Annotated in this window: 15 protein-coding genes, 1 tRNA gene and 1 pseudogene; 9 read left to right on the plus strand and 8 right to left on the minus strand. The window is 55.5% G+C overall.

Going from position 1 to position 22,599, the window contains the following annotated elements; genetic code table 11:
- Nucleotides 1-677 precede the first annotated feature (677 nt).
- The 8 genes from C4520_14435 to C4520_14470 are packed head-to-tail and all read left to right on the plus strand — an operon-like array spanning nucleotide 678 to nucleotide 12,856.
- A complete protein-coding gene (locus tag C4520_14435; protein RJP18462.1) occupies nucleotides 678-1,577 on the plus strand; it encodes a lytic transglycosylase domain-containing protein in 900 nt (299 codons plus the stop codon).
- Nucleotides 1,577-3,877 (plus strand): extracellular solute-binding protein, encoded by a 2,301-nt coding sequence (locus C4520_14440; GenBank protein RJP18448.1) that lies wholly within the window; start codon nucleotides 1,577-1,579, stop codon nucleotides 3,875-3,877. Before C4520_14435 ends, C4520_14440 begins: the two co-directional genes overlap by 1 nt.
- Nucleotides 3,878-3,895: 18 nt before the next feature.
- Nucleotides 3,896-4,717 (plus strand): carbohydrate ABC transporter permease, encoded by an 822-nt coding sequence (locus C4520_14445; protein RJP18449.1) that lies wholly within the window; start codon nucleotides 3,896-3,898, stop codon nucleotides 4,715-4,717.
- A gap of 19 nt (nucleotides 4,718-4,736) precedes the next feature.
- Nucleotides 4,737-6,563: a SpoIID/LytB domain-containing protein gene (locus tag C4520_14450; GenBank protein RJP18450.1), complete on the plus strand. Its 1,827-nt coding sequence runs from the start codon at nucleotides 4,737-4,739 to the stop codon at nucleotides 6,561-6,563.
- A gap of 7 nt (nucleotides 6,564-6,570) precedes the next feature.
- Complete coding sequence (locus C4520_14455) at nucleotides 6,571-7,722, plus strand: DUF1343 domain-containing protein (GenBank protein RJP18451.1); 1,152 nt, start codon at nucleotides 6,571-6,573, stop codon at nucleotides 7,720-7,722.
- A 3-nt stretch (nucleotides 7,723-7,725) separates the two neighbouring features.
- A complete protein-coding gene (locus tag C4520_14460) occupies nucleotides 7,726-9,273 on the plus strand; it encodes a beta-N-acetylhexosaminidase (protein RJP18452.1) in 1,548 nt (515 codons plus the stop codon).
- A gap of 3 nt (nucleotides 9,274-9,276) precedes the next feature.
- On the plus strand, nucleotides 9,277-10,434 hold the full coding sequence (locus C4520_14465) for an anhydro-N-acetylmuramic acid kinase (GenBank protein RJP18453.1): 1,158 nt from the start codon (nucleotides 9,277-9,279) through the stop codon (nucleotides 10,432-10,434).
- Nucleotides 10,435-10,450: 16 nt separating this feature from the next.
- A complete protein-coding gene (locus C4520_14470) occupies nucleotides 10,451-12,856 on the plus strand; it encodes a hypothetical protein (GenBank protein RJP18454.1) in 2,406 nt (801 codons plus the stop codon).
- Nucleotides 12,857-12,972: 116 nt separating this feature from the next.
- Here the strand turns inward: C4520_14470 and C4520_14475 are convergent, their stop codons facing one another.
- Nucleotides 12,973-14,481 carry a long-chain-fatty-acid--CoA ligase gene (locus C4520_14475; GenBank protein RJP18455.1) on the minus strand — a complete coding sequence of 503 codons (1,509 nt, stop codon included), beginning with the start codon at nucleotides 14,479-14,481 and terminating at the stop codon, nucleotides 12,973-12,975.
- Nucleotides 14,482-14,851: 370 nt separating this feature from the next.
- Here C4520_14475 and C4520_14480 point away from each other — a divergent pair, with 370 nt between their 5' ends.
- On the plus strand, nucleotides 14,852-17,242 hold the full coding sequence (locus C4520_14480; protein ID RJP18456.1) for a hypothetical protein: 2,391 nt from the start codon (nucleotides 14,852-14,854) through the stop codon (nucleotides 17,240-17,242).
- A gap of 58 nt (nucleotides 17,243-17,300) precedes the next feature.
- On the opposite strand, the gene C4520_14485 is transcribed toward C4520_14480, so the two are convergent.
- The 7 genes and pseudogenes from C4520_14485 to C4520_14515 all read right to left on the minus strand — a co-directional run.
- Entirely contained in the window at nucleotides 17,301-19,433 is a 2,133-nt protein-coding gene (locus C4520_14485; protein ID RJP18457.1) for a hypothetical protein, read from the minus strand.
- A gap of 210 nt (nucleotides 19,434-19,643) precedes the next feature.
- Nucleotides 19,644-19,742: transfer RNA gene (locus C4520_14490), tRNA-Sec, on the minus strand.
- A gap of 100 nt (nucleotides 19,743-19,842) precedes the next feature.
- Nucleotides 19,843-20,203, minus strand: a pseudogene (locus C4520_14495) (DUF86 domain-containing protein).
- Entirely contained in the window at nucleotides 20,193-20,498 is a 306-nt protein-coding gene (locus C4520_14500) for a DNA polymerase subunit beta (GenBank protein ID RJP18458.1), read from the minus strand. Before C4520_14500 ends, C4520_14495 begins: the two are co-directional and overlap by 11 nt.
- Before the next feature lie 168 nt (nucleotides 20,499-20,666).
- Complete coding sequence (locus C4520_14505; protein RJP18459.1) at nucleotides 20,667-21,137, minus strand: DUF523 domain-containing protein; 471 nt, start codon at nucleotides 21,135-21,137, stop codon at nucleotides 20,667-20,669.
- Between the two features lie 2 nt (nucleotides 21,138-21,139).
- Nucleotides 21,140-22,300, minus strand: a complete 1,161-nt coding sequence (locus C4520_14510; GenBank protein RJP18460.1) for a hypothetical protein — start codon at nucleotides 22,298-22,300, stop codon at nucleotides 21,140-21,142.
- Nucleotides 22,293-22,599 (minus strand): hypothetical protein (locus C4520_14515; protein ID RJP18461.1); only part of this gene is annotated, 307 nt, incomplete at its 5' end. The genes C4520_14510 and C4520_14515, both read right to left, overlap by 8 nt.

A 22,599-nucleotide genomic window follows, 5' to 3' on the forward strand; every position in this document is an offset into this window, starting at 1 on the left:
CAGATATCCAACTGCTGATGCTCATCCCTCACAAGAATGAGAACCTTTCTCGTTATTTCGCATATCGACTGGGCGAACTCAGCGTAGTCGTCTCGGATTTCGCGCTGCCGCCCGCCCCGAGCAACGCCACAAACATCGAGATACGAAGAAAGCTCGAAGCGGATATCGACAGTGATGTGACCAATTACCGCGTTTATAATATCCAACCCGCCAATCTCACGTATCCGGTTCTCCATCTCGAGCGCGTCCGCAGTGAAGCGCAGAAATCGGAGAGCTTCGTGAAGACACGGTATCTGGCCGGTGGAGGATACAAAGCATGCAAGGACGACCTGATTGCGTCGGCGTTCCAGAATGCCGTCCAAACGGTTTCCAGTGTATGGGAAACCATTCTGTCGAGAGACCCGGCGCCTGGCTCAATCTCGCCGCCGATCCGGGTTATGTACTACACCAGTCAAATAAAGTTTGCGTCCGAACGCAATTATCTCGATGATATCGAATCGGCGCTTAAAAAATTGTCGGAAGAGGGGAGGAAAATTCCTCTCACCTCAACTTTTGTCGGAGATGCCTTCTTCAAGCTGCCGCCCGGCGACAAGACGAGGGACATTTACGAGCTCGCCTGCGCCGTTGACCCGCAATCTTCGGCTATCGCAAATTGCCTGAAGCAATGCACCGAAAAGATGGCAAGAGCTCCGGTAGAAATTCAGCCGTCCAATGAAAAGAAACGCAGGCTTCCCCGTTACCTGTACGGCGAAAATGGAAAACCGCCGATTTACGTGTATCAGCACACCTCGGGTTTGCTGCTGCTCACGAGCAAGGTGAAAGACGTCGGCCCCGACTATGTGCTGCTGAACTTCGAGCCGATTAAGAAGATCACGAAGACCCAGGTCGTCCGCAAGGTCAAGAATGAGCCGGAAGTCGAGGAGTTCGATCTCGAGGAAATCATTCGCTTCTATTCGAAAGATTATGGCCTGCATCCCGCCCTGGTCAAGGCCGTGATCAAGTGCGAATCCGACTTTGATCCGTTCGCGGTCTCTCATTGCGGGGCCCGCGGCTTGATGCAGCTCATGCCGATGACGGCGATGGAGATGCAGGTGCAGGATAGCTTCGATCCGGAGCAGAATATCGGCGGAGGCGTACAGTATCTGGCCCGAATGCTCGAACTGTTTAACAACGATCTGGAGCTCGCGCTGGCCGCTTATAATGCGGGGCCGGGAAGCGTCTTGAAATACGGAGGCATTCCTCCATTCAAAGAAACGCGGGCGTATGTGCCGAAGGTCATTTCTTATTACGAGCGATATAAGAGGAATTCGAAACCGGTGACGCTGAAAGTTGCTCTGAAGAAAAAGCCTGCGGCCGATTTTCTGCCGGAAGTCGAAGTCGTCGAAATGGTCGAAGTCGAAACCGTTGTGGCTTCGCCACCCCTGCCGCCGCCGCCTGCCGACAAGGTTATTGTCGTCCTGAAAAACGGAAACACGATGCGCGGCAATTCCTATGAGAAGATAGAAAACGGCATCAGGCTAATACTGGAAAACGGCTGGGTCGACATTAAAAGCGAGCACATAACGAAGATCAGTTGATGCTATCGTTCATTCGCACCGCCAGGAAAATCCGTCCCCGTCGTTCCTCCTTCCTTCTTTTCCGGCCTTCCTTTCTTTTCATGCTGATTGTGTGCCTGCTCAGCGCGAGTGCTCTCTTGAGCTGTGGAAAAAAGCAGAATCCGCTCACAATCAAGATATGGGAGTATCCGCGCTGGCGCGAGGATGATCAATCGGTCGATCGCTTTTATTGGATCAAGCAACAGATAACGGAGTTCGAGCGGCTCCATCCCGGCGTATCGATCGAGCTGACCGAGCTGACTTGGGAACACGGTGAAGATAAAAAAAAGATCGCCATCACCGCCGGCGTCGGACCGGATATCATAACAGGGGTTCTACCGGTCCAGCTTATCGAAGGTGGATTCATCGAATCCATCGATGATCACCTCACGCAAGAGGACCGCAGTGATTTTCTCGCGCCGGCACTGGAATCCTTCACTTACAATGGCAGACTCTATGGAGTGCCCTGGTACGTCACCGGCTCGGTCCTGTTCGCAAACCTCGACTTGCTCGAGCAGTGCAAGCTGGAGCTTCCTCGGGACGGCTGGAACCATCCCGAATTTCTCGAGTTTACCCGGCGGCTCACGCGCTGCGGCGGCGACGGCCGCTCTGATGCCGCGGGATTTGCTTTCCTCTTGCGCCCCGGCGACACGGGGGTCTGGCCTTTCCTTTTTCCCGACGGAATGGCTTTAGATGAACAGATCTTACCCCGAGGCTTAGGCGATGCGGCCAACGCCACGTTTCTCTACAACCTTGTTCATGCGGCTCGAGTGGCCCCGGCCGACTGTGCGGCCTGGGACGCGGAGACTCTGTGGCAGCGCTTCGTCGCGCAAAAAAACATAGCGATCGCGCCCCTCGGTATCTGGGCAGTCCCGCGCCTACACGCATTGGGCGATTTCCGATTCGACGTGCTGCCGTATCCCGCTCCTTCAGGAAACGAGACGGCCGCACGGGCATTTATCGGCACATCCGGATTTGTGGTGCTGCGCCAGGACGACCCCCAAAAGCGCCGGCTGTGTATCGAATTCGCGAAGTTTCTCGTTCGTCCCGATGCGCAAAGAGACCTGAGGACATACGGGGTGATCCCTTCACGCCTATCTGCGGGAACAATATATGCGGACGACGCAGTAATGTCGAAAGTCCAGCGGATTCTATCCGCCGGACAGACAGTACCGCGGCATGCTCAATGGGCCAAAATCGACGAAAAATATCAGAGAGAGCTCCAATTGGCTTTTCTCGGAGAAAAATCGCTGATGTCGGCAGTGGCTTCTGGCGGTAAGGAGATTGAAGCACTTATTAAAACGGCTCACGAAAGACAAGCTCCCGAAGGATCCAAAGCATCCTTTAAATCCGTCGCGATTGCCACCGCCGCACTTTTTTGTGCAATCCTGCCCGTCTTGTACCTGGTTCGCCGCCGACTCGAATCACTTTCTGCCTACGCCTTTCTTTTCCCTGCACTTGCGATTTTTGCAGTTTTTCTGCTGTTTCCGCTTGTCTGGGTCCTACTGCTCACTTTCCAGGACTTCACTTTCGCACAGGCTCGACCGAGTTGGGTGGGATTTCGAAATCTTGCCGCGGCTGTCAATGACCCGGTATTCCGCCAAGCGGCGATAAATACCCTCGTCTATACCGTGGTCGTTGTGCCTGTCAATGTTGTCTCGGCTTTAGTGGTTGCGAGCCTGATCTGCCCGCTGTCAAACCGGGTGCGCGGATTCTTCCGGGGGGCCTATTATCTGCCGGGTGTCGCGTCGGTCGTGGTGTTGACAATGGCGTGGCGATGGATGTTCAATGAGAGTTTTGGAATCCTCAACGCCGGTTTGGGATTTTTCGGTCTGCCCGGCGTGCACTGGTTGACCGATTCGCGTATCGCCTTGTGGAGCGTGATCTTAACCAGTATCGCACGGCCTCCAGGCGGACCGGTGCTCATCTATCTCGCTGCTCTTGACGCAATACCGAAATCGCTTTATGATGCGGGAGAATTGGATGGCGCGAGCGCATTCAGCAAATGGTGGCATCTCACTCTTCCATTGCTGCGACCGACAACGCTGTTTCTTGCGCTAACGATAACGATTGCCTCATTTCAGGTTTTTACCCAGGTTTTCATTCTGACGGACGGTGGTCCGGGATATGCCACCGAAGTTGTCGCACATCGGATTTATACCGCGGCCATTCGAGATTTTGAATTCGGAGTGGCCGCCGCAATGTCGGTGCTCCTGTTCGCAATCATCATGCTGGCATCAATCGTGCAATACCGTTTTTTTAGATCTGACGTCGAATACTAAATCCTCAGCTGGGCGCAGATGAGATTCCGAAAAAATGAGGTCCTCTTGGTGTCGCTCCTCTTGCTGGGAGCAGTGATTTCGCTGTTTCCGGCATTGTGGATGCTGTATTCTTCGTTCCGCCCGAACGAGGAACTGAGCTCGATTCCGCCAATGCTCCTGCACCGGAGCCTGACGACGCAGAATTACGCGCAACTCCTTTCCAGCGCGCCTGTTATACGCTGGACAGTCAACTCCTTCTTCATCTGTGCAATCATTACACTCGGGCAACTGCTGTTCGATAGCATGGCGGGATATGCCTTTGCGAAAAAGAAGTTTGCCGGCCGCCAATTGCTTTTCTGGCTGGTCATCGGGACTATGATGGTGCCGGTCCACATCCTGATCGTGCCGCTGTATATTATGATGGTCAAACTGCATCTTGTGGATACTCTTTGGGCCGCAATCCTGCCCGGGCTTGCGGGTTCATTCGGCATCTTTTTCATGAGACAGTTCATTTCCACGATTCCGACCGCTCTTGAAGAAGCCGCACGAATGGACGGCTGCAGCGAGTTCCAGGTTTTCTTTCGAATTATTCTTCCGCTGTGTGCACCCGCACTGGGAGTCCTCGCCATTTTCCTGTTCATATCGAATTGGAATTCTTTTCTCTGGCCGCTCTTGGTGCTGAATAGCGCGCAAACATACACGTTAACTGTCGGGCTCGCGACTTTGCAGGATAAACAGACGCTAGATTACGGCCTGCTGATGGCCGGCGCCGTGCTCGCTTCGCTTCCGATGTTCATTGTCTTCATAATGTTCCAGCGCTGGTTTGTGCAGGGAATGAGAATAGGTGCTATCAAAGGCTAGAAACAGGGAGGAACCATCTTTGGCGCTGAAAAGGAATCATATTGTTTTTTTGCCGTTCGTCCTTTTGCTGTTTTTCGCGTGTGCCCGGCGGCAGACTGCTGTTGCGCCGCCTTCGCCAGTCGACGATGGACCGGTGGTCGAAGAGAGTTGTGTTGCGGAACCCGTTCCTGATCAGACCGCCGCAGATGCAGATGCTTCCGACGTCGGAGAGGAGCTTATTGAGGCGGTGGATGAAGCGCTGATTGAAGAAGTGACTGATGAGGAGGCGGATGAAGGGACCGATGAGGAGATCCAGGTCGTCGAGCCGAAGAAGATCGAGCCGCGGGAAGCGTTCGTCGAACCTACCCTGAAAATCCAGATACTCAAGGAGGCCGACTCTATACTCGTAACAAGCGAATCAGAAATGTACCTGAATTTCGATAGCAAGACGATGAAAGTGGAGCCCGGCCGCCGGATTCGGTTCAGGTTGCGCAGCGCGCGTGTGGGCGTTCAAATGTATCCGGTCGGCGTTGCAACTTTTCGCGGGTCCGAATACGAGAAGGCCTTGCAGTTCGCCGAGAAATGGAAAAGCGACGGCTACACTGTGCGTCTCATTAAAGCGGGGGGTCCTTTCGTCCATGCCGACGGCTCGGTCATGGATACCACGGTCTATTGGGTGGCACTCGGCAGCTTCAAGAAGAAGGCGGACGCCGAGGCTTTTCGGGATAAGATGAACAGGTGGGGCCATTCGGCCTGGATCATCGACGAAAGCGTACTTAATCCCAAGGGGAACATCGAGATTCTGGACGGCACCGATACTGTCTATTCGTATGCCGATTCGCATGTCGCTTTGACTGCGGATCAGCCTATCGAGGTGCATAATGTCCCCTTCGGAGACGGCTTCTGGGTCTCGGGCAACTGCGAAAACAGGCGCTATATCAGCCCGCTCGAAATTTTCATCGATAAGCACGGCAAACTGTCCGCGATAAACCTGGTGACACTCGAGGAATACGTGAAGGGCGTTGTTCCCGTGGAGATACGGCTGAACGCGCCGGATGAGGCGCTGAAGGTGCAGGCGATCGCAGCGCGCACGGAAGCGCTTGCCAAACTGGGAATCAAACATGTGTTCGACCCGTTCGACTTTTGCGCTTCTCAGCATTGCCAGGAATTCGGCGGATTGGCGCGGCGCACTGTCCGAACCGATGCCGCAGTGGATGCAACGCGTGGATTGGTCCTCATGAGAGAGGGCCGGTTGATCGACGCCGTCTACAGCGCCAACTGCGGGGGACATACCGAACACAATGAAAACGTCTGGAGCTCTCGCCCCGCTGCATCGTTGCGCGGCGTCTCTGAATTGTTCAGCAACCCTGAATCCTTCGACTCCCCGCTTAAAGATTCACAATTGGCGAGCTGGCTGAAATGCACGCCGCGCGCATACTGCGCCGATCCGCGCGCCGGCAGCTCAAAGAATTTTCGCTGGCATGTCAGCTTTACCGCAAAGCAGATGAACGCCGCCGTCAACAAATACTACAAAGTCGGCACGGTGAAGGACATCAAAGTCCTCAAGCGAGGCGTGTCGGGGCGCGCCCTCAGAGTCAGAATCGTCGGCTCGCGCGACATCGCCGTCATTTACAAAGAGCTTGAGATACGGCGTGTCTTGGGCAAACTGAAAAGCACCATGTTCGTTCTGGAAATAAAAAAAGATTCGGCCGGGAATCCCGTCAGGTTCAATTTCCTCGGCGGTGGATGGGGGCACGGCGTCGGCATGTGCCAGGCAGGCGCCGAGGGAATGGCCCTCCAGGGATTCCAGCATGACGCGATCCTGAAACACTACTTCACCGGCGCTGAAATAGTCAAATTGTACTAGTGGAAGCATGCACACTGCTCAGCCGGTCACACTCGGCGTCAGTCGCTTACTCCAATACGAGCGCAAACTGCTCGAGGGCGCCCACGTTGGCCTGATCGCGAATTCAGCCGCGAGAAATGAAAAAGGCGTCCCGACCGCGGCGGCACTGATCGGGAACGGAATCAATCTCAAATGCATTTTCGCGCCCGAGCACGGATACGATGTAAGCGCTCCACCCGGCCAGCATCTTGCCGATTCGATTGAGCCTGGTTCCGGCCTGCCGATCCGCAGTCTGTACGGCAGCGCAAAGGAGCCTACCGGCGAAATGCTGCGCGATGTGGATGCGCTTGTCTTTGATTTGCAGGATATCGGTGTGCGCTGCTACACCTATATCTGGACCATGGCGCTCGGCATGCGTGCCGCGGCAATGTACGGAAAATTGTTTGTTGTGCTCGACCGGCCGAATCCACTCGGGGGAATTACCATTCAGGGCCCGGTTCTGGATCCGCGGTTCGCTTCCTTCCTCGGGCTTTACCCGATCCCGCTGAGGCATGGGATGACGGCAGGAGAACTGGCCTTGCTGTTCAATAAAGCATTCGGAGTGGGCGCACATCTCGCTGTTGTCAAAATGCATGGATGGCGCAGGCGCCTGCTTTTTTCCGACACCGGCCTCGCGTGGACGGCGCCCTCACCCGCAATAGTGTCGCCGGAAACCGCGCTACTGTATGCGGGCACGTGCCTGTTTGAAGGCGTTAATCTCTCCGAAGGGCGCGGCACATCCTCGCCGTTCCGCCTGATCGGTTCGCCGTGGCTCGATCCGGCGATCGTGAACAAGCTCGATCCGAAAACAATGGCAGGCTTTGCAGTTTCTCCTCAGCGTTTTACGCCTGCCGCCTCGAAATACAGCGGGAGAGAATGCGCAGGCATTGCTCTTGCCGCCGTCGACAAGAACGCTGCGGACCCGATTGCGCTTGCAGTCGAGCTGCTGTCGAAAATCACGGCGCGCCATTCTCGGGAGTTGCAGTGGAACGAACAACATTTCGATGCGCTTGCAGGAACGGACTCGCTTCGGAAAGACATCCTCGCCGGGCAAACAACCGAAGAAATTCTGGGCGGATGGGTGAAAGACCAGCGTGAATTCGAAGCGTTGCGCGGACCATATCTCTTATACGAGGGATGACAAATGACATCGTTGCGGGAAAGGATCGGCGAGCTCTTCATGATTGGATATCCCGGAACCGATCCGTCCGCCGCGAGCGACCTGATTCAGCGCCACCATGTCGGCGGTATCATCCTCTTCACCAGGAATATCCGCAATGCCGCTCACGCCCGCGAGGTCTGCCTGCATCTGCAGGAATTGCGCGCGCGGGTGAGCGATATGCCGCTCTTTATCGCGATCGACCAGGAAGGCGGCTGCGTCGCGCGGATAACCGAAGGGGTCACGATCTTCCCGGGCAACATGGCGCTCGGAGCGACCGGTTCAGAAGAATTCGCGCGACAGGCAGGACGGGTAACCGCGCGCGAACTCGCGGCGCTCGGCATCACCGTGAACTTTGCGCCGGTCCTCGATATCTCAACGCTTCCGCGAAATCCAGGCGTCGGAGCGCGCTCGTTCGGCTCCGATCCGGCGATGGTGAGCCGGCTCGCCTCAGCTATGATTTCCGGCTTGCAGGAGAACGGGCTCTGCGCCGCCGCCAAACATTTCCCCGGACTCGGCGAAGCAAGAATCGATTCGCACGACGATCTGCCAGTGGTCGATCATCCTCGCGCGCGAATTGAGAAAGTCGAGCTGGCGCCCTTCCGGGCCGCTGTCAAAGCCGGAGTCGCTTTTGTGATGACCGCACACTGTTCGTTTCCCGCATTGGATGAGACCGGTGCGCCGGCCACGTTGTCCGCACCTCTCTTGAAAGACCTGCTACGCGGCCGGATGAAATACGAAGGCGTCGTGATCACTGATTGCCTCGAGATGGGCGCCGTTGAAAAACGGTACGAGGCGCCGCAGTCGGCGCGACTTGCCTTTCACGCCGGAGCGGATATGCTGCTTATCTGTCACACTCGAGAAAAACAGGTCGCCGCAATCGATTCGCTCGCTCGCTCGGCCGAAACCGGTGAGATCGATGAAGAGAGAATTGATCAATCGTCGGCCCGAATCCGATCTATAAAAGAGAACCTGAAAAATATCCCGGCCGAGTCCGCTTATACTCCGCAGACAAAACTAAGCGAAGAGATCGCAGCACGGGCGGTGACACTGGTACAGAATGAAAACAATTTCGTTCCTTTGCGGCTGCGGCACTCGGATCGGCTGGTGGTGGTCACGCCGCGGTTCGAAGTGCTGACAAAGGTGGAGGACGCCGCTCAGCACAACAAAGGATTCCTGAATGAGGTCAAGCGGTTCCATCAGAATCTCACACATCTCGAAATATCTGTCCGACCGGATGCCGGTGAAATCCGCCGGACAATTGAAAAATGCGCGAATGCGGATGTATTAATCATTTTGACATACAACCTCCATTTGAACCCGCCCCAGCGCGAGTGCGTGCAGGCTCTGCTTGACCTCGGGAGACCGGCTGTCGTGGCCGCCGTTCGCGACCCGCACGATCTTGCCTTCATCTCGGGCGCCGAAGCGACCATTGCAACGTACAGCTTCCGCAAATGCTCATTAAAAGCGCTTGCGGGTGTGTTATTCGGGAAAATAAAAGCTGAAGGAAGTCTTCCGATACGGCTTCAGTAGGATATGAAACGACTGATCGAAATCGCCGGACTCCGCAAGCGGCTGGTCGTTGGCCTGATGTCCGGAACATCCGCCGACGGGATCGACGCGGCGCTGGTCGAGATCGAGGGCGCATATACCGATACGAACGTCCGCGTGCTCGAGTTCGAAATCTATCCGTATCCGGAAGAAATCGCCGGCGCGGCGAGAAATCTTAAGGATGGCCAAACCCGGCAAGTCTGCGAGATGAATTTTCGGCTCGGCGAGCTCTTCGCGCAGGCGGCATTGAATATCATAGAGAAGGCCGGCCTGAAGCCGGCTGACGTGCATCTTATCGGGTCGCATGGACAGACGATTTACCATCTGCCGGATGCTCCGCCGCCCGCTCGCTCGACGCTCCAAATCGGAGAGCCGTGCGTGATCGCCGAGCGTACCGGCATCGTTACCGTCGCGGATTTCCGCACGCGCGACGTCGCCGCCGGCGGATACGGCGCCCCGCTTATCCCCTACGCCGACTTCCTCCTGTTCAGAAAACCCGATAAGGTGCGGGCGCTGCAGAACATTGGCGGCATCGCTAATGTCTCCGTTGTTCCGCCGGCGCAGCAGGATGTGTTCGCGTTCGATACCGGCCCGGGCAACGCATTGGTTGATGAGTTCGTCCGCATAATCACCGGCTCAAAGGAACACTTTGACACAAACGGCGCTCGCGCAAGGAAAGGTCGCATTCAGAAAGATATCCTCGAGGACCTCCTCGAACATCCTTATTTCGACGCGCCGCCCCCGAAAACGACGGGCCGCGAGCTATTCGGGCGGGAACTTGCTCAAAAGCTTGCGGCCGCGACACCGGCGAAGAACCACGCCGACATGCTGGCAACGCTGACGGCGCTGACCGCGCATTCCATCAAGCTGAGCTATGAGCGATTCGTTTTCCCGAAAACGAATGTCGACGAGGTCATTCTCAGCGGAGGTGGCTGTCGGAATGTTTATCTGGTAGAATTACTGCAAAGGATTTTTGCGCCGATTCCCGTCACTCTTACCGATGCGTACGGTGTCTCGGCTGACGCGAAGGAAGCAATCGGTTTCGCGCTTCTCGCGAATGAAACGATAAGTGGAAACCCCTCCAATCTCCCTTCGGCGACGGGGGCATCACACGCAGTTGTGCTGGGCAAAATCATCTTGTAACGGCTGGGGAAATCAAATGAAAAAGAAAGCTGCATCTCGACTTCCTTGCATCTCTATTTCTCTCGTTCTTGCGAGTCTTACTCTCGGCGGCTGTGCGCGCCAGGTTGTCGTCACACCGCAAGCGGCTCTGGATTACGGCCAGATCACCCTTCGGCAGGCGCCACCGAACATCGACGTGAGCGCACTGCGCGGCAGGCGAATTGTGCTCGATCCCGGTCACGGCGGCTCATTTGTGGGCGCGATCGGTCCGAACAATCTGCGCGAGGCCGACGTGAACCTGGGTGTCGCGCTGTACCTGTGGGGGATGCTCACGCAGGCGGGCGCTGAGGTGCACCTGACCCGGACAGACGATTCGAACGTATACAAGGCTGCCGATATCGAAGTGAAAAAGGACCTGCATGCGCGCGTTGAATTCGCTCAGGCGCATGATCCTGATTTGTTCGTGTCGCTGCACCATAACGCCGACGTGCTTCCGGGCGCAAAGCGAAATTCGCTCGAGACGTATTTCAAAATGAAAGACCCCGGCCCTTCGCTCGACGCCGCACAGCATATACATAAGCAGCTTGCGCTCAGCCTGAATCAACCGGATAATGCGATTTTGCCCGGCAACTACCACGTGCTGCGCGAATTCGCCGGGCCGGCAGTTCTGGGCGAGCCCTCATTCATATCTCATGCCTTCAATGCATTCCGGCTGGGGCTCGCGCCCACGCAGCGAGTCGAGGCGCAGGCTTACTTCCTTGGAATAGCCGAATATTTTGCGAAGGGCGTCCCGAAAGTCGAGATCATCGAGCCTCTGGCGGCATCTCCCAACGACGCCCGCCCGATGATCGTGGCGCGGGTGACGGCGGACCGTGGAGTTCCGATTGATCCCGCCTCAATCGAGATGCGGATCGATGGCGCACCTGTTTCCGCCACGTTCGATCCGGCCTCTTCACTTGTTCACTACTTGCCCGAACGGCGATTCAGCAACGGGAATCACACCGTCGATATCTCTTTGCGCAATGTCAATGGCAATGCTGCGCGAACGGCCGCAACGGAATTTGACGTCGTAATGCCGCCGGCATATATCCTTCTTGATACGAATATTCGCACGGTTCCGCTCAACAACAAACAGCAGGTGAGGCTGGCGGCAAAAATTTTTGATGCCGATGCCATGCCGATCGCCGATGGGACCCGAGCGGAATTCACCGCGAGCGAGGGGCTGTCCTCGCCGGCCGTCTCGTATACAACCGGCGGCGAGGCGATAGTGTACCTGGCTCCCGGTGGTGCGGGAGGGCCAAGGACAATCAACGCGTCCATTCGTGCCGGCGATCTGTCGCATAACGTCAACCTCTACGTGCGCGACGATGCGCCCTCCTTCTCGGTTTTCCACGTGTTTGATGCGACACGAAACGCACCGGTCGCGAATGCCCTTGTCACCGTAGATGGCCGGCCGCTCGGCTACACCGACCGCGCGGGATATTTTGCCGCCGGCGCCGGAGAAATCAGCGGCTCTTTCCTCACCGTATCAGCTCCAGGATACATACCCAGAACCGTTGATTGCGCGAGCCTTGCGAAACCTTCCTTTGTTAAACTGAAGCCGATCGCCGACGGCCTCTTGTTCGGAAAGAAAATCGCGATCGACCCTCAGCTTGGCGGCGAGGAAAAAGGTCAGACCGGCCCCACCGGCGTTCGCTCGTCTGACCTGAATCTGCGGGCGGCCCGATATCTCGCGGAGTTTCTCAAAGCGTCAGGCGCTCAGGTCGTGCTCACGCGCGAATCCGATATGACCGCGACACTGTTGCGCCGGGTGGAGCTTGCAGAGCAATCCGCCGCCGAACTCTTCATCTCTATCGGGCACGGAGGTCTTGTGCTGAGTCCATTGAACGGGGAATCCGCCGGGGCAGAAACGCGCCCGGCTGATGCCTATTCACTGCATTATCCAAACAGCAAGGACGGGGCGCGGCTGGCCGCCACAATTGCCGGGCATATCGAAGTGCTCGGAGTTGCCCAACGGGCGCTGGTTCAACCGGCCACTGATTTCGTGCTGACGCATACGGCGGCGCCGGCAACCATTGTCGCGCTTCCCGGCCCGTCATCGGCCGAAACCGAAGACCGCCTCCGCGACCCCGACGTGGCGCGGCGAGAGGCATATGCCGTTTACTGCGGCATCCTTGAATACATCGGACTCGAAAAGGAGCGGACGGGTCGCCTCGTCGTTCGGGTGCGTGGGGAAGATAAGTCTGCTCCTGCCTTGATTACGCTCGATGGCGCGCTCACGGTCCGGTGTGCAAGCGGCAGCGACTTCACCTTCAGGTGCCTTGCGCCGGGAGAACACCGGCTGCAAGTCCTGACCGGCGGAAAGACAATTCAGGATTATACCGTTGTCATAGAGGCTAATCAGACAGCCGTCGCGGAAGTGGTGATCACCGCTCTACAGTAAGTTTATTGCTGGTTTCTTCAGAGTCCCCATTTAGGCCCTGAGCTTGATAGGCATGTTGATGCACGCCGATCAGTTGAGCGGAGCGAAATCCCGCGCCTCGCGGTGTCATTTTGAAATCACTTCTGCTGCTCGCGCAGGACGCCCTTCAGGATTTTGCCGGCCGGATTGCGCGGCAGCGCGTCGATAAACACGACGGATTTCGGAATCTTGTATCTCGCAAGCTTGCCCTCGCAGAACCGCTGAATCTCTTCTGCAGTAAGCGATTGGCCGGGCAGCGGGACAACGATCGCGCGCACGCTATCGCCCCACCGCTCGTCCGGGACTCCGATTACGCCCACCTCGCCCACCTTCGGATGCCCCATGATCACATTCTCGACCTCGGCCGGATACACGTTCTCTCCGCCGGTTATCAGCATGTCCTTCATTCGGTCGACGATGAAGATGTAGCCTTCGTCGTCCATCCTCGCAAGATCACCGGTATGGAACCAGCCGTCGGTAAAAGCGGCCTCCGTCTGCTCCGGCATATTCCAGTAGCCTTTCATGATGACCGGCCCGCGCAGCATCAGCTCGCCGATGGCGTTTGGAGCGGCATCCCTGCCGCTGTCGTCCCACACACGCGCGTTGCAATGGAACATCGGCCTGCCGCACGAGCCGAGCTTTCGCTCGTTATCCTCCGGCTCGAGAACGATGCCGGTGCCAGTGCTTTCCGTCATGCCGAATCCTTGACGAATTGTGACACCCCGCTCCAGATACTTCCGCAGAACTGGCACGGGACACGGGGCGCCACCGACAAAAAATGACTTCATCGAGCTGAGATCGTACTCCATGAAACTTGTCACCTGCGACATGAATAGAAGCACCGCCGGCACTGCCAGCATTCCCGCGACGCGCTCGCGCTCGATTAATTGCAGCGCGTGCTCGGGATCGAAGTACCGCTGGAATATGATCGGCTGGCCGCGGTAGACCGTGGGCAACGCCTGCGTCGTGAGGCCGCCGACGTGAAACATGGGAATGCAGATGAGCGCGGGACCTTCGGAATTGCCATGCTGGATTGCATTGAGCGAGGCAAACAACACGTTGCCGTGCGTGAGGATCGCTCCCTTCGGCCGGCCGGTCGTTCCCGACGTGTACATGACGATGAGCGCCGTATCGATTCCGGTCGGAGCCATGCGCGGCTCGGCGGCCGACGAGCGCGCGAGCAGCGCCTCATATGAGAGAAGCGGCTCCGCGGCGCTATCGCCCGTAATGATGTAACGCTCCAGATTCACCCGCTGGCGCAGCTCTTCATACACGTGAGAAAACTCGCTGCCGCACACCAGCAGCTTTGCGCCCGAATCGTTCAGGATGTACTCAAGCTCGGGCGGCGCAAGCCGATAATTCAGCGGAACCACGATCGCGCCCAGTTTCGCGAGCGCGAGCACAAATTCGATGTACTCGTTCGAGTTGAACGAGAGAATGGCGGCGCGGTCGCCCTCCGCTATCCCGAGGCCCGAAAGCGCATGGGCCAACCGGTTCACGCGCTCGTTGAGCTGCGCGTATGTCAACCGTCTCTTGTCAACAACAACGGCTGTCGCCTCAGGTTTCCGAATTGCATGCTTATACACCCACTCACCGGCATTTACCATGGCATCCCCTCTTCTGGTGATAAATGCTCATCTGTTAATAGATATGTAGAATTTGCGATCGATGATATCACAAATTGTTTGAGCACACAATCGCAAGACGGGCGGCAGTATTCGACAGTCCAATTGTCTTCCGGAATCCTTTTTGATAAGCTAATAACCTGATAAAGAGCCGGAGGCCGCCGCAGTGACTCCCCCACCCATCGCTGGTCGGAAGGGCCGGCGGGAAAAGGCTTATTTATAATCCTGAATGCTGTAAATCTGAAATTCACCAGCGAGCGATGCAAATTCAAAACTGTCGGATGCAATTCTCAATGTCAAATCGACGCCCCCCGCGTGTCAGGTCCACCTGCCTCAGGGGCAGGCCTTTGCTATGAGACGCCTGTATAGCGCAGGGCTTGCGGCAGGCGCTTTTCTCGTCTTTGTAGCTGTTTGCCTGCACATCATGCGAGCGGCAGGCTCCACCCCCTATCCCACAGTCGCAAATGCGGACCTCTATGATTACTTCTACCCTTATCTCGTCTTCGCCAGAGAGACCATTGCGGCCGGTTCGTTGCCCTTATGGACGCCGTTTCAGGCAACCGGCAGCCCGGTCTTTGCGGCAATCCAAACGGGTCTCCTCTATCCGTTTAACTGGATCATTTTTCTTTTCGGTGTTCCCGCCGCTCTGACAATCGTGCATTTCCTCAACGTGATGGTAAGCGTTGCCGGCACAATTCTCTATGCGCGCCGCCTGGGGCTCAATGCGCCGGCGGTCGCCTTTGCGGCCGTCTGCGTCGGTTTCACCACGTTTACCAGAGGATTTCATCCCGCCACCGGCGCCACGATCTGCTGGATGCCGCTCATTTTCTTCCTCGCGCATCGTCTGTTTGACAAGCCGGGATTTGCCGGCTGCGTGATGCTTGCGGCCGCATTGAGCATGAGTTTCCTTGGCGGAAACATCCAGTATCTCTATTATATGAGCGGCATTCTCGCCGTTTACTGCGTTTTCATCCTGCTGTTCTCCCGGAATGAATACCGGGTCAGGGGGCTGGCGCTCAGGTACGGCCTCTTTGTTCTGGCGTTCGTGCTGATGGCCGGATTGGTATCGATTCAAATGCTGCCGACGCTCGAGTTGGTGCACAATTCTACCCGCGAATTGTCTCGCACATTTCCGGAAGGGAGCCCGTTCGATTATCTGCTGGCGGCCCCTCTTGCCATCCTGCTCGGCAATTTCACGAGCCTCACGTTAATAGTTGCACTCGCATTCGGTTCGAAGAAACATCTGCGAATCGTTCTGCTTCTGGCAGCGCTGAGGGTATATTCCATCGTGTTTGTCTTGTCGAAGGGAATGCCTGCGATTTCATTTCTGGGGAATCTTCCGTTATCAGATACGTTCCGCTGGCACATACGCATGCTCGATGTCAGCATGTTCATGTTCTCGATTGTTGCCGCGATCGGCGTATCCTCTCTCTTTGACCGCGAGCCTTTCAGGATATGGGATCGAGCGAAAGGCAGGCTCAGCCTCTTTTGGTTTTTCATATCGGGCTTCACCCTCTATCTTCTGTATATGAATTTCAAGAGGTTTCTGCTCAATACCGAAAAGTTTTCGCTTTATCCATACCTGCTGTTCGCCGGCTTTCTTCTCTTTTTTTTCCTGATGATGCGGTCGCCCGGTTTCTCCGGCGTCGCGAAAAAGCGGGCGGCTTGGGCCGTCGCCATCCTTCTCTCTGCAGACTTTCTTTTGCCCATGTTCTCATTTCCGCCCGTTCCCGCCTTCGCTAAACCGCGACCGACAGGTTCACTCGAAGCGCAGTTGGAGTGGATCAGAAAGAATGCGGCCACAGAGCGGGTGTTGTTGATTCCGGGCGACAACTGGTGCACTCCGAACGTCGGTTCGATATACGGATTCTTTAATATCAATAGCTACGAAACGTTCACTCTCTCACGATGGAAGAATTTCCTGCAGTTCGTGATGGGACCGGTTGAAATGGAGGCGAAGGACCTGACGTTTAATGGCGCCATAACCAGGAAGCATCTGGACGCTCTCATCCGTGACGCTCATATGACCGGCCTGACATCGTTGCGCTACCTGGTGGCGGCGGAATCGAGGTGGGGCGAGCTTGTGCAACGTGAGGCGGCGCAGAATCCGGCATGGAAACCGCTCGCCGGCGACGCCGTTCCCGCGGATCTTCTAATGTTTGAAAATCGGATGGCGCTGCCCCGCACCTATCTCGTGAGCGTATACGTGATCGCGCGCGACGAAACCGACAGCTTGCAGAAAATGAGAGAGCTTACCTCCGGCCGATCCAGTTCGGTCGTATTGGAAGGCGGCGCGCCGTCTTTCGCTTCAGCCGTCGCCACTGCAGATTTGGGGGAAATCGAGATAACCGGCTACGACCGGAATGAAGTCACGGTACATGCCGCTACCCGAAGGCCATGTCTGGCGGTCTTGACAGATACCTTTTACCCGGGCTGGGCCGCATATGTTGATGGAGCAAAGGCGCCGATCTGGCGCGCGAACTCGCTTTTCCGCGCCGTCGAGATTCCGCCGGGCGAACACATGATCGCCTTCCGCTATGAGCCGGCCAGCCTCAGATGGGGGGCGAGAATCTCGGTGCTTACCGTCATCGGAATATTGATTGGCTTGTTCTTCGAGCACCGACTATGGAAAAAGAGGAAGAACCGGGAAGTCGCGCACGAAAAGCCGCAATCCGCCGCCGAATCCGCAGCAACTGTCCCTTCAGTATCAGGCCCAACATCAACCGGCGAACGCCTCGGCTGAATTCAGAAAGTATTTCGCTTATCCATTGTGGACTGTGGACTGTGGACTGTTGACTGACTTACTCGTCACTATCGTCGTAAACAAACACATGCCCTACACTGTAGTCGCCGTCGCCTCCAACCGGCCGAATCACAAGCCGATTGAACGGCTTCTTCCGGAGCGATTCCGGCAGCAGCAGGTACCTGATCTGCAATGAATCCTGCTCCATCGCAGGCGCCGTCATCTCATCGAGGAGCGTGTCGCTCAGATAAAACGCGACCCGATATTCATCGTTTCCGCTCGCCGCGATTTCCAGAACCTCACCTGCAGCGGGCGTGTCAAATTCCGCCGTCAGCTCGCCGTCGGCGGGAATCATTACCCTTCCCTCTGCGTCCCACGCCGTGCCGCTTTCCTTGTAGACGCTCAATGATGCCGGCATCGTCGGCGCATGAGGTGCTTTCCCGACCAGCGCAAGCGCGGGCGCCCGCAGAAAATTGCGGAACGCGACGTCGCTCTCCCTGTTGTAAACGTATACCTCGACTCCCGAACAATATTCCGATGCGGCAGGCTCGCCGAACCTCGATTCCACCAGATTCCTTGTTTTCGGCGTGACCAGGATGAAATCGTATTTCGGAAATTTGCCACCTTCTCGCGCGGGCGCCGCCGAATACCACTGGCTGTTGTTGAGCCACCGGTGAAACGTCAGGTCTTCATCCAGTTGATTCACTCGTATGCCTGCCCTTGATGCCACCGATGCATATTTGGCTGACCAGTAATAGCCATAGCCGTACTGCAAGTCATGCTCTTCCGCGAGTGCGTCCATACAACGGACCCATCCGGGATACGGAAACCGCAGGTCCTCCCACGAAAGGCTCGCCAGCGCCGGAACGACCTGAAAAAGCGCAATCACGACGATGGCCCCCGCCGCTATCCTTTGCGCGAGGAGCATGTGCTTCTGAAAGTGGCAGACAGCAAGCGCAATGACAAACAGCGGCATGATGTAAAGCGGCTGGATATAGTAAACACACCAGAACCCCGGCCAGCGGAACGTAGCTATCGGCCCCGCCATCGTTCCGAGCATGGAGAGCATCGAAAAAACAATCAGGAACAGTAATCCATGAATCGGCTGGTATGATCGCTGTTCAACGTTCTTCCGAAAACCGAGCAGAACGCCGCGGTTCTTCACCAGCAGCGCAATCGAAACAGTCAGCCAGATAGCGGCTATCGCCGCGAAAATCGGCAAAAACCTTATATAGATAATCAGGCTCTGCCCGAAATCGATAGCGCTCGAAATCAGCTTGTCGAACGTGAACGTGTAACCCGCGAACGGATTGGAAATGAATAGAGGAGTCGCTGCTCGCAAGCTGTTCAGTATCAACACTGAGAAAATTGGGGCCAGCAGGATTAAGCCGGCGTAGACGAGACCTGTGCTAACGCGAACGAGCCGCAGAATCATGAAAATAACAAACGTAATCAGGAGCGGCAACAGGAATTGCGGCACCAGCAGCAGGTCTGATACGGCAGATAACACGGAAATAATGAGGAAGAGTATGGCCGATGTCGCCGAAACCCCTTTTTGCACGCCCCTGATGGCGATCGCAACCAACAAAAACCCAAACGGAATATGCCCATTATGATTCGCAAAATAAACGAAACGATAGATCAGGTTGGAATAGCCGGGAATCAGCGCGATCGAAACCAGCAACAGGCCAGCCGCCAGCACCGTCACATAGCTCCGGAAAAAGTTCCCGCTCAGCAAGAACGCGAGATAAACGAGAATCGCCAAAAACAGAAAATAGAAGAGGATCGAGCACGCCGTAAACATGTGGCCCGGATCGGAAAAGAAATTCGCGACCGCAACGAACAGAGCTGCATCGGGGAAAAGATAAAGAGTGGAAACGTTCCAATGCAGCAGATCATAGTGATCTACGAATATATCCCGGTACAGGCTGACAAGAACGACTCCGTCGCTCTCGACGACCAGAAGCCATTTGCTGTTGCAGACAATGAGCCCGAGAAAAATTAGCAGCGGCAGGATAATCGATGCGAGGATCTTCAGGTACTGCGGCTTCTTTGAGGTCGCTCGATCTGCAGACTCTTGAATAGCGACCGCGTTCATGAATACCGGCGGCGGGATGGGCGTCCGCCAAATCCCAGGCGCGGTGAGAGAAGGTTGGAATACGTCATAATCTCGATATTTCGGGCACGGCATGCCGTGCCTCTGCTTTATTCGCCAAATTCGATATGTTCGTGTAATTCGTGGTCAAACAACTCTTTTTTTCTGCGAAAATCTGCGCAATCTGCGGATCGAAAAATCTTCTTGATTTTCCCCTGTAAACTGTGGACCTCCGATTTTTAATTTGCGTCCATCGGCGGTTAGAAAAATCTGCGAAAATCTGCGCAATCTGCGGATAATCTCTTTTGGCGGGAAGGTGCAGGAATCGAACCTACCCGGGACCGCTCTCACGGCCCCTAACCTGGATTTGAAGTCCAGTGCCCACACCAGCAGGCCTACCTTCCCAAAAGTCCGCTGTTATTATAACAATCCGGTACGGGGTTTTCCAATTGCGACAGAGCATGGGCCTCAGATGAAGCCGATGGCGTTGGTAAGAAAGGGCATCCTATTCTTCCATAGATGGAGGAGGAGGAAGGAGCGGCTTCAAGATGCCCTAGAAGAGCGGGTACATGAGTCGTGATGAGGGCCCACATGCGTTCCTGCTTAATCTCGCCGTATTCGTGAGCCAGCACGTTCCGCTGAGCGATCATCAAGCGCCAAGGGATTTCTGGGTGCGCCTGCTTAAATGTTTCCGAAACACGGCGCGCCGCTTCTCCGATGATCTCCACGCTGCGTTCGATCGCAAGCTGCAGCATCCGATCTCCGAGATACTGGTGGTACTTGACGCCCGCAGTGAAGTCGCAGATAGATTGCGCCGCATCAAGGATATCCCAGATATACGCCGCATCTCGCTCTTCAGGCCGCATAAATGACCTTTCGCGTGCTCAGGATGGAGTGGCGGCGGAAGGGATTTCTCAATCCGTCTCTTTCCACCAGATCCACCTCGCGGCCGAATATATCTTTCAACTCGTCCTGCATCGCCACGAGGTCAAAAAGACTCCACGACGCATCCGACCCGAACGTTACGAGCACGTCCACATCGCTGTCAGCCCGAAAATCGTCTCGCAGAGCCGAACCAAAAAGCGCGAATTCGATAATCTTCCAGCGGCGACAAAAATCCGCAATCTGTTTTTCTGGAACGTTCAGTTTCTCGCCACCCATTCTTCCGACGTCCTCCGGTAGATCTATCCCGAGTCCGCCTCATTATAGCAGAGACGTTGCGCGTCACGCCAGAGCCACACCGAAAAGAACAAGAACCGAAGATGTGCTCCATTCTTCACTTGTGCTCCTTCCTATCCATGCCGGCATGCCTTTTCTCTTTCCATTTTCCTAGCCTATCGCGAAAACCTCGATTCCCGCCCGGCGAAGGGTTTCTCCGGTGACGCCGTTGCGGTCGCAGGAGGGGCTGCCGCTCTTAAGATATGCTTTGTGTGCGCCGATGATTTGAGCGAGTTCGAGGGTGTATCTCGCGCCGACGATGTGAAATTCTGTCACGTCCTGGCCGGTCTCGGGGGCGATTAGTCGCGCCTTTCCGTCCAGAATGTCAGTCCCGGTTGCTTGTGCCAACGACTCGCTTGTGCGCGGCGTCGGCATTCCTCCAAGCTGTTCGGGGCAGAGCGGGACGAGGACGTACCGCCTCTTCAGTCGTTCGAGGAGCGCGTCGCGCCGGCTCGCGCGCCGTCCATGCCAACGGCACGGGATGCCGAGCAGGCAGGCGCTGATGATTACCGGCTCTTTGGCGACGCCGCATTCTTCCGAGGAAAAGAGAAATCCCTGTGCTTCTCCGGAACTATCGGTCATCTTCAACTCTCAAGAATGATTCGTCGCCAGAACCGGTGTTTCCATCCCATACAGAATCGCAGATTCAGACATTTGCCGCAACGAATGCATCCTTCAATTTGAAGTGTCTTGGTCTTGCGGTCAAATTTCCGGCAAGGAAAGCATATTACTACGCAGTAGCCGCAGTCAAGACAATTTATCATCCTCTTGATAAGAGAATCCGCAATGGTTTCGGGAACATCCCAGAAGCGGATCATGTCTTTCTGACAAAACCAGTTACCCCTGACGGGCGTGAGATGTTTGGTGTTTATCCAAGCTTTATCACGTATTCGATATGATAATGCTCCATTCCGCAGCCGCCTCTTAAACGCGCCCACAGTGTTCTGTGCTCTTAATCTCTTCCAATGTACAAAACCGTGCTTGGCAATTTTTTCTTCCCTGGTCTTATGTTGTTTCTTGTCAGCTGATTTTTCGATTAAGCCGCTCTCAAAGATCAAGTTTTCTATCAGAGCATAATAGCGCTTATGAACTTCGGGAAAGCGATAACGGCCATAGATTTGGCTCTTGGCCTCTGGAGTATAGCAACATATGCAATATGTTCTTTCCAAGTGTTCATAAATGGGATTGAGGGGGAGACCATAACGTTCCTTCAGGATAGTTATTACCTCTTGCTTGCTAAAATCGAGAATCGGGTTGAAACATGGCAAATCTAAGCATGTATATATTTCGAACGGCGAATGCAAGTTATGGCTATAATCGCTTCCGGATATCCCGCGGAACATTACCCCCGAGAGCGGACTGCGCGCTCCTTTTTTTTGGAGCCATTCCAAGAACCCTGTTCCTATAAGCAGTGGTCGACACCATGCCTCCTTTAAAGTTAGGAAACCAATGCCACGATCAATGAGTTCGAAATACTGCAGGAAAGGCTTGACTATTTCAATATTGAAACCGAAAGCCCTCATGCCTTCAGCGTACTGCTCGTATTCCGGAAATTCAAGCTGGTGGTGTGAGTAGAGACAAGGCGGGCTTTCGGAGCCCACCGCTTCATAAAGCAACGCAGCGACGGCAAGACTGTCCTTTCCAGTAGAGAAGGCCACGAATCGATGTTTGCTGTCAAGCCGGGTCCACAATTCGCGCAGATGGGCCACAGTCGCCTTGACTTTATTTTCAAGGGGCTTATCCATTTGCCACCACGAGCAGCCGCTGAAGCACTTTGCCGGCTACAATTGACTTGTCCTTGCCCTTGATGCAGGTTTTCTTTGCATAAGATTCTATCTTTACTTGCAGTGGTTCTTTCATTGTCGGTGGAACCTTGACCGGCAGAATGACATATGATTCACCTGATTCTTCTTTGAGTTGCATATCGAACTTAGCCCAATCGAGTTCAGACTCATTTTGGACACTTTGGGCTTGGGTTTGGTCAAAAATCTGCAAAAACCCCTTATTTTTTGGGGGTTCGATTTTCCGGAAGTCGAAATGTAGT

This window comes from Candidatus Abyssobacteria bacterium SURF_5, assembly GCA_003598085.1.
GTDB lineage: Bacteria > Abyssobacteria > SURF-5 > SURF-5 > SURF-5 > SURF-5.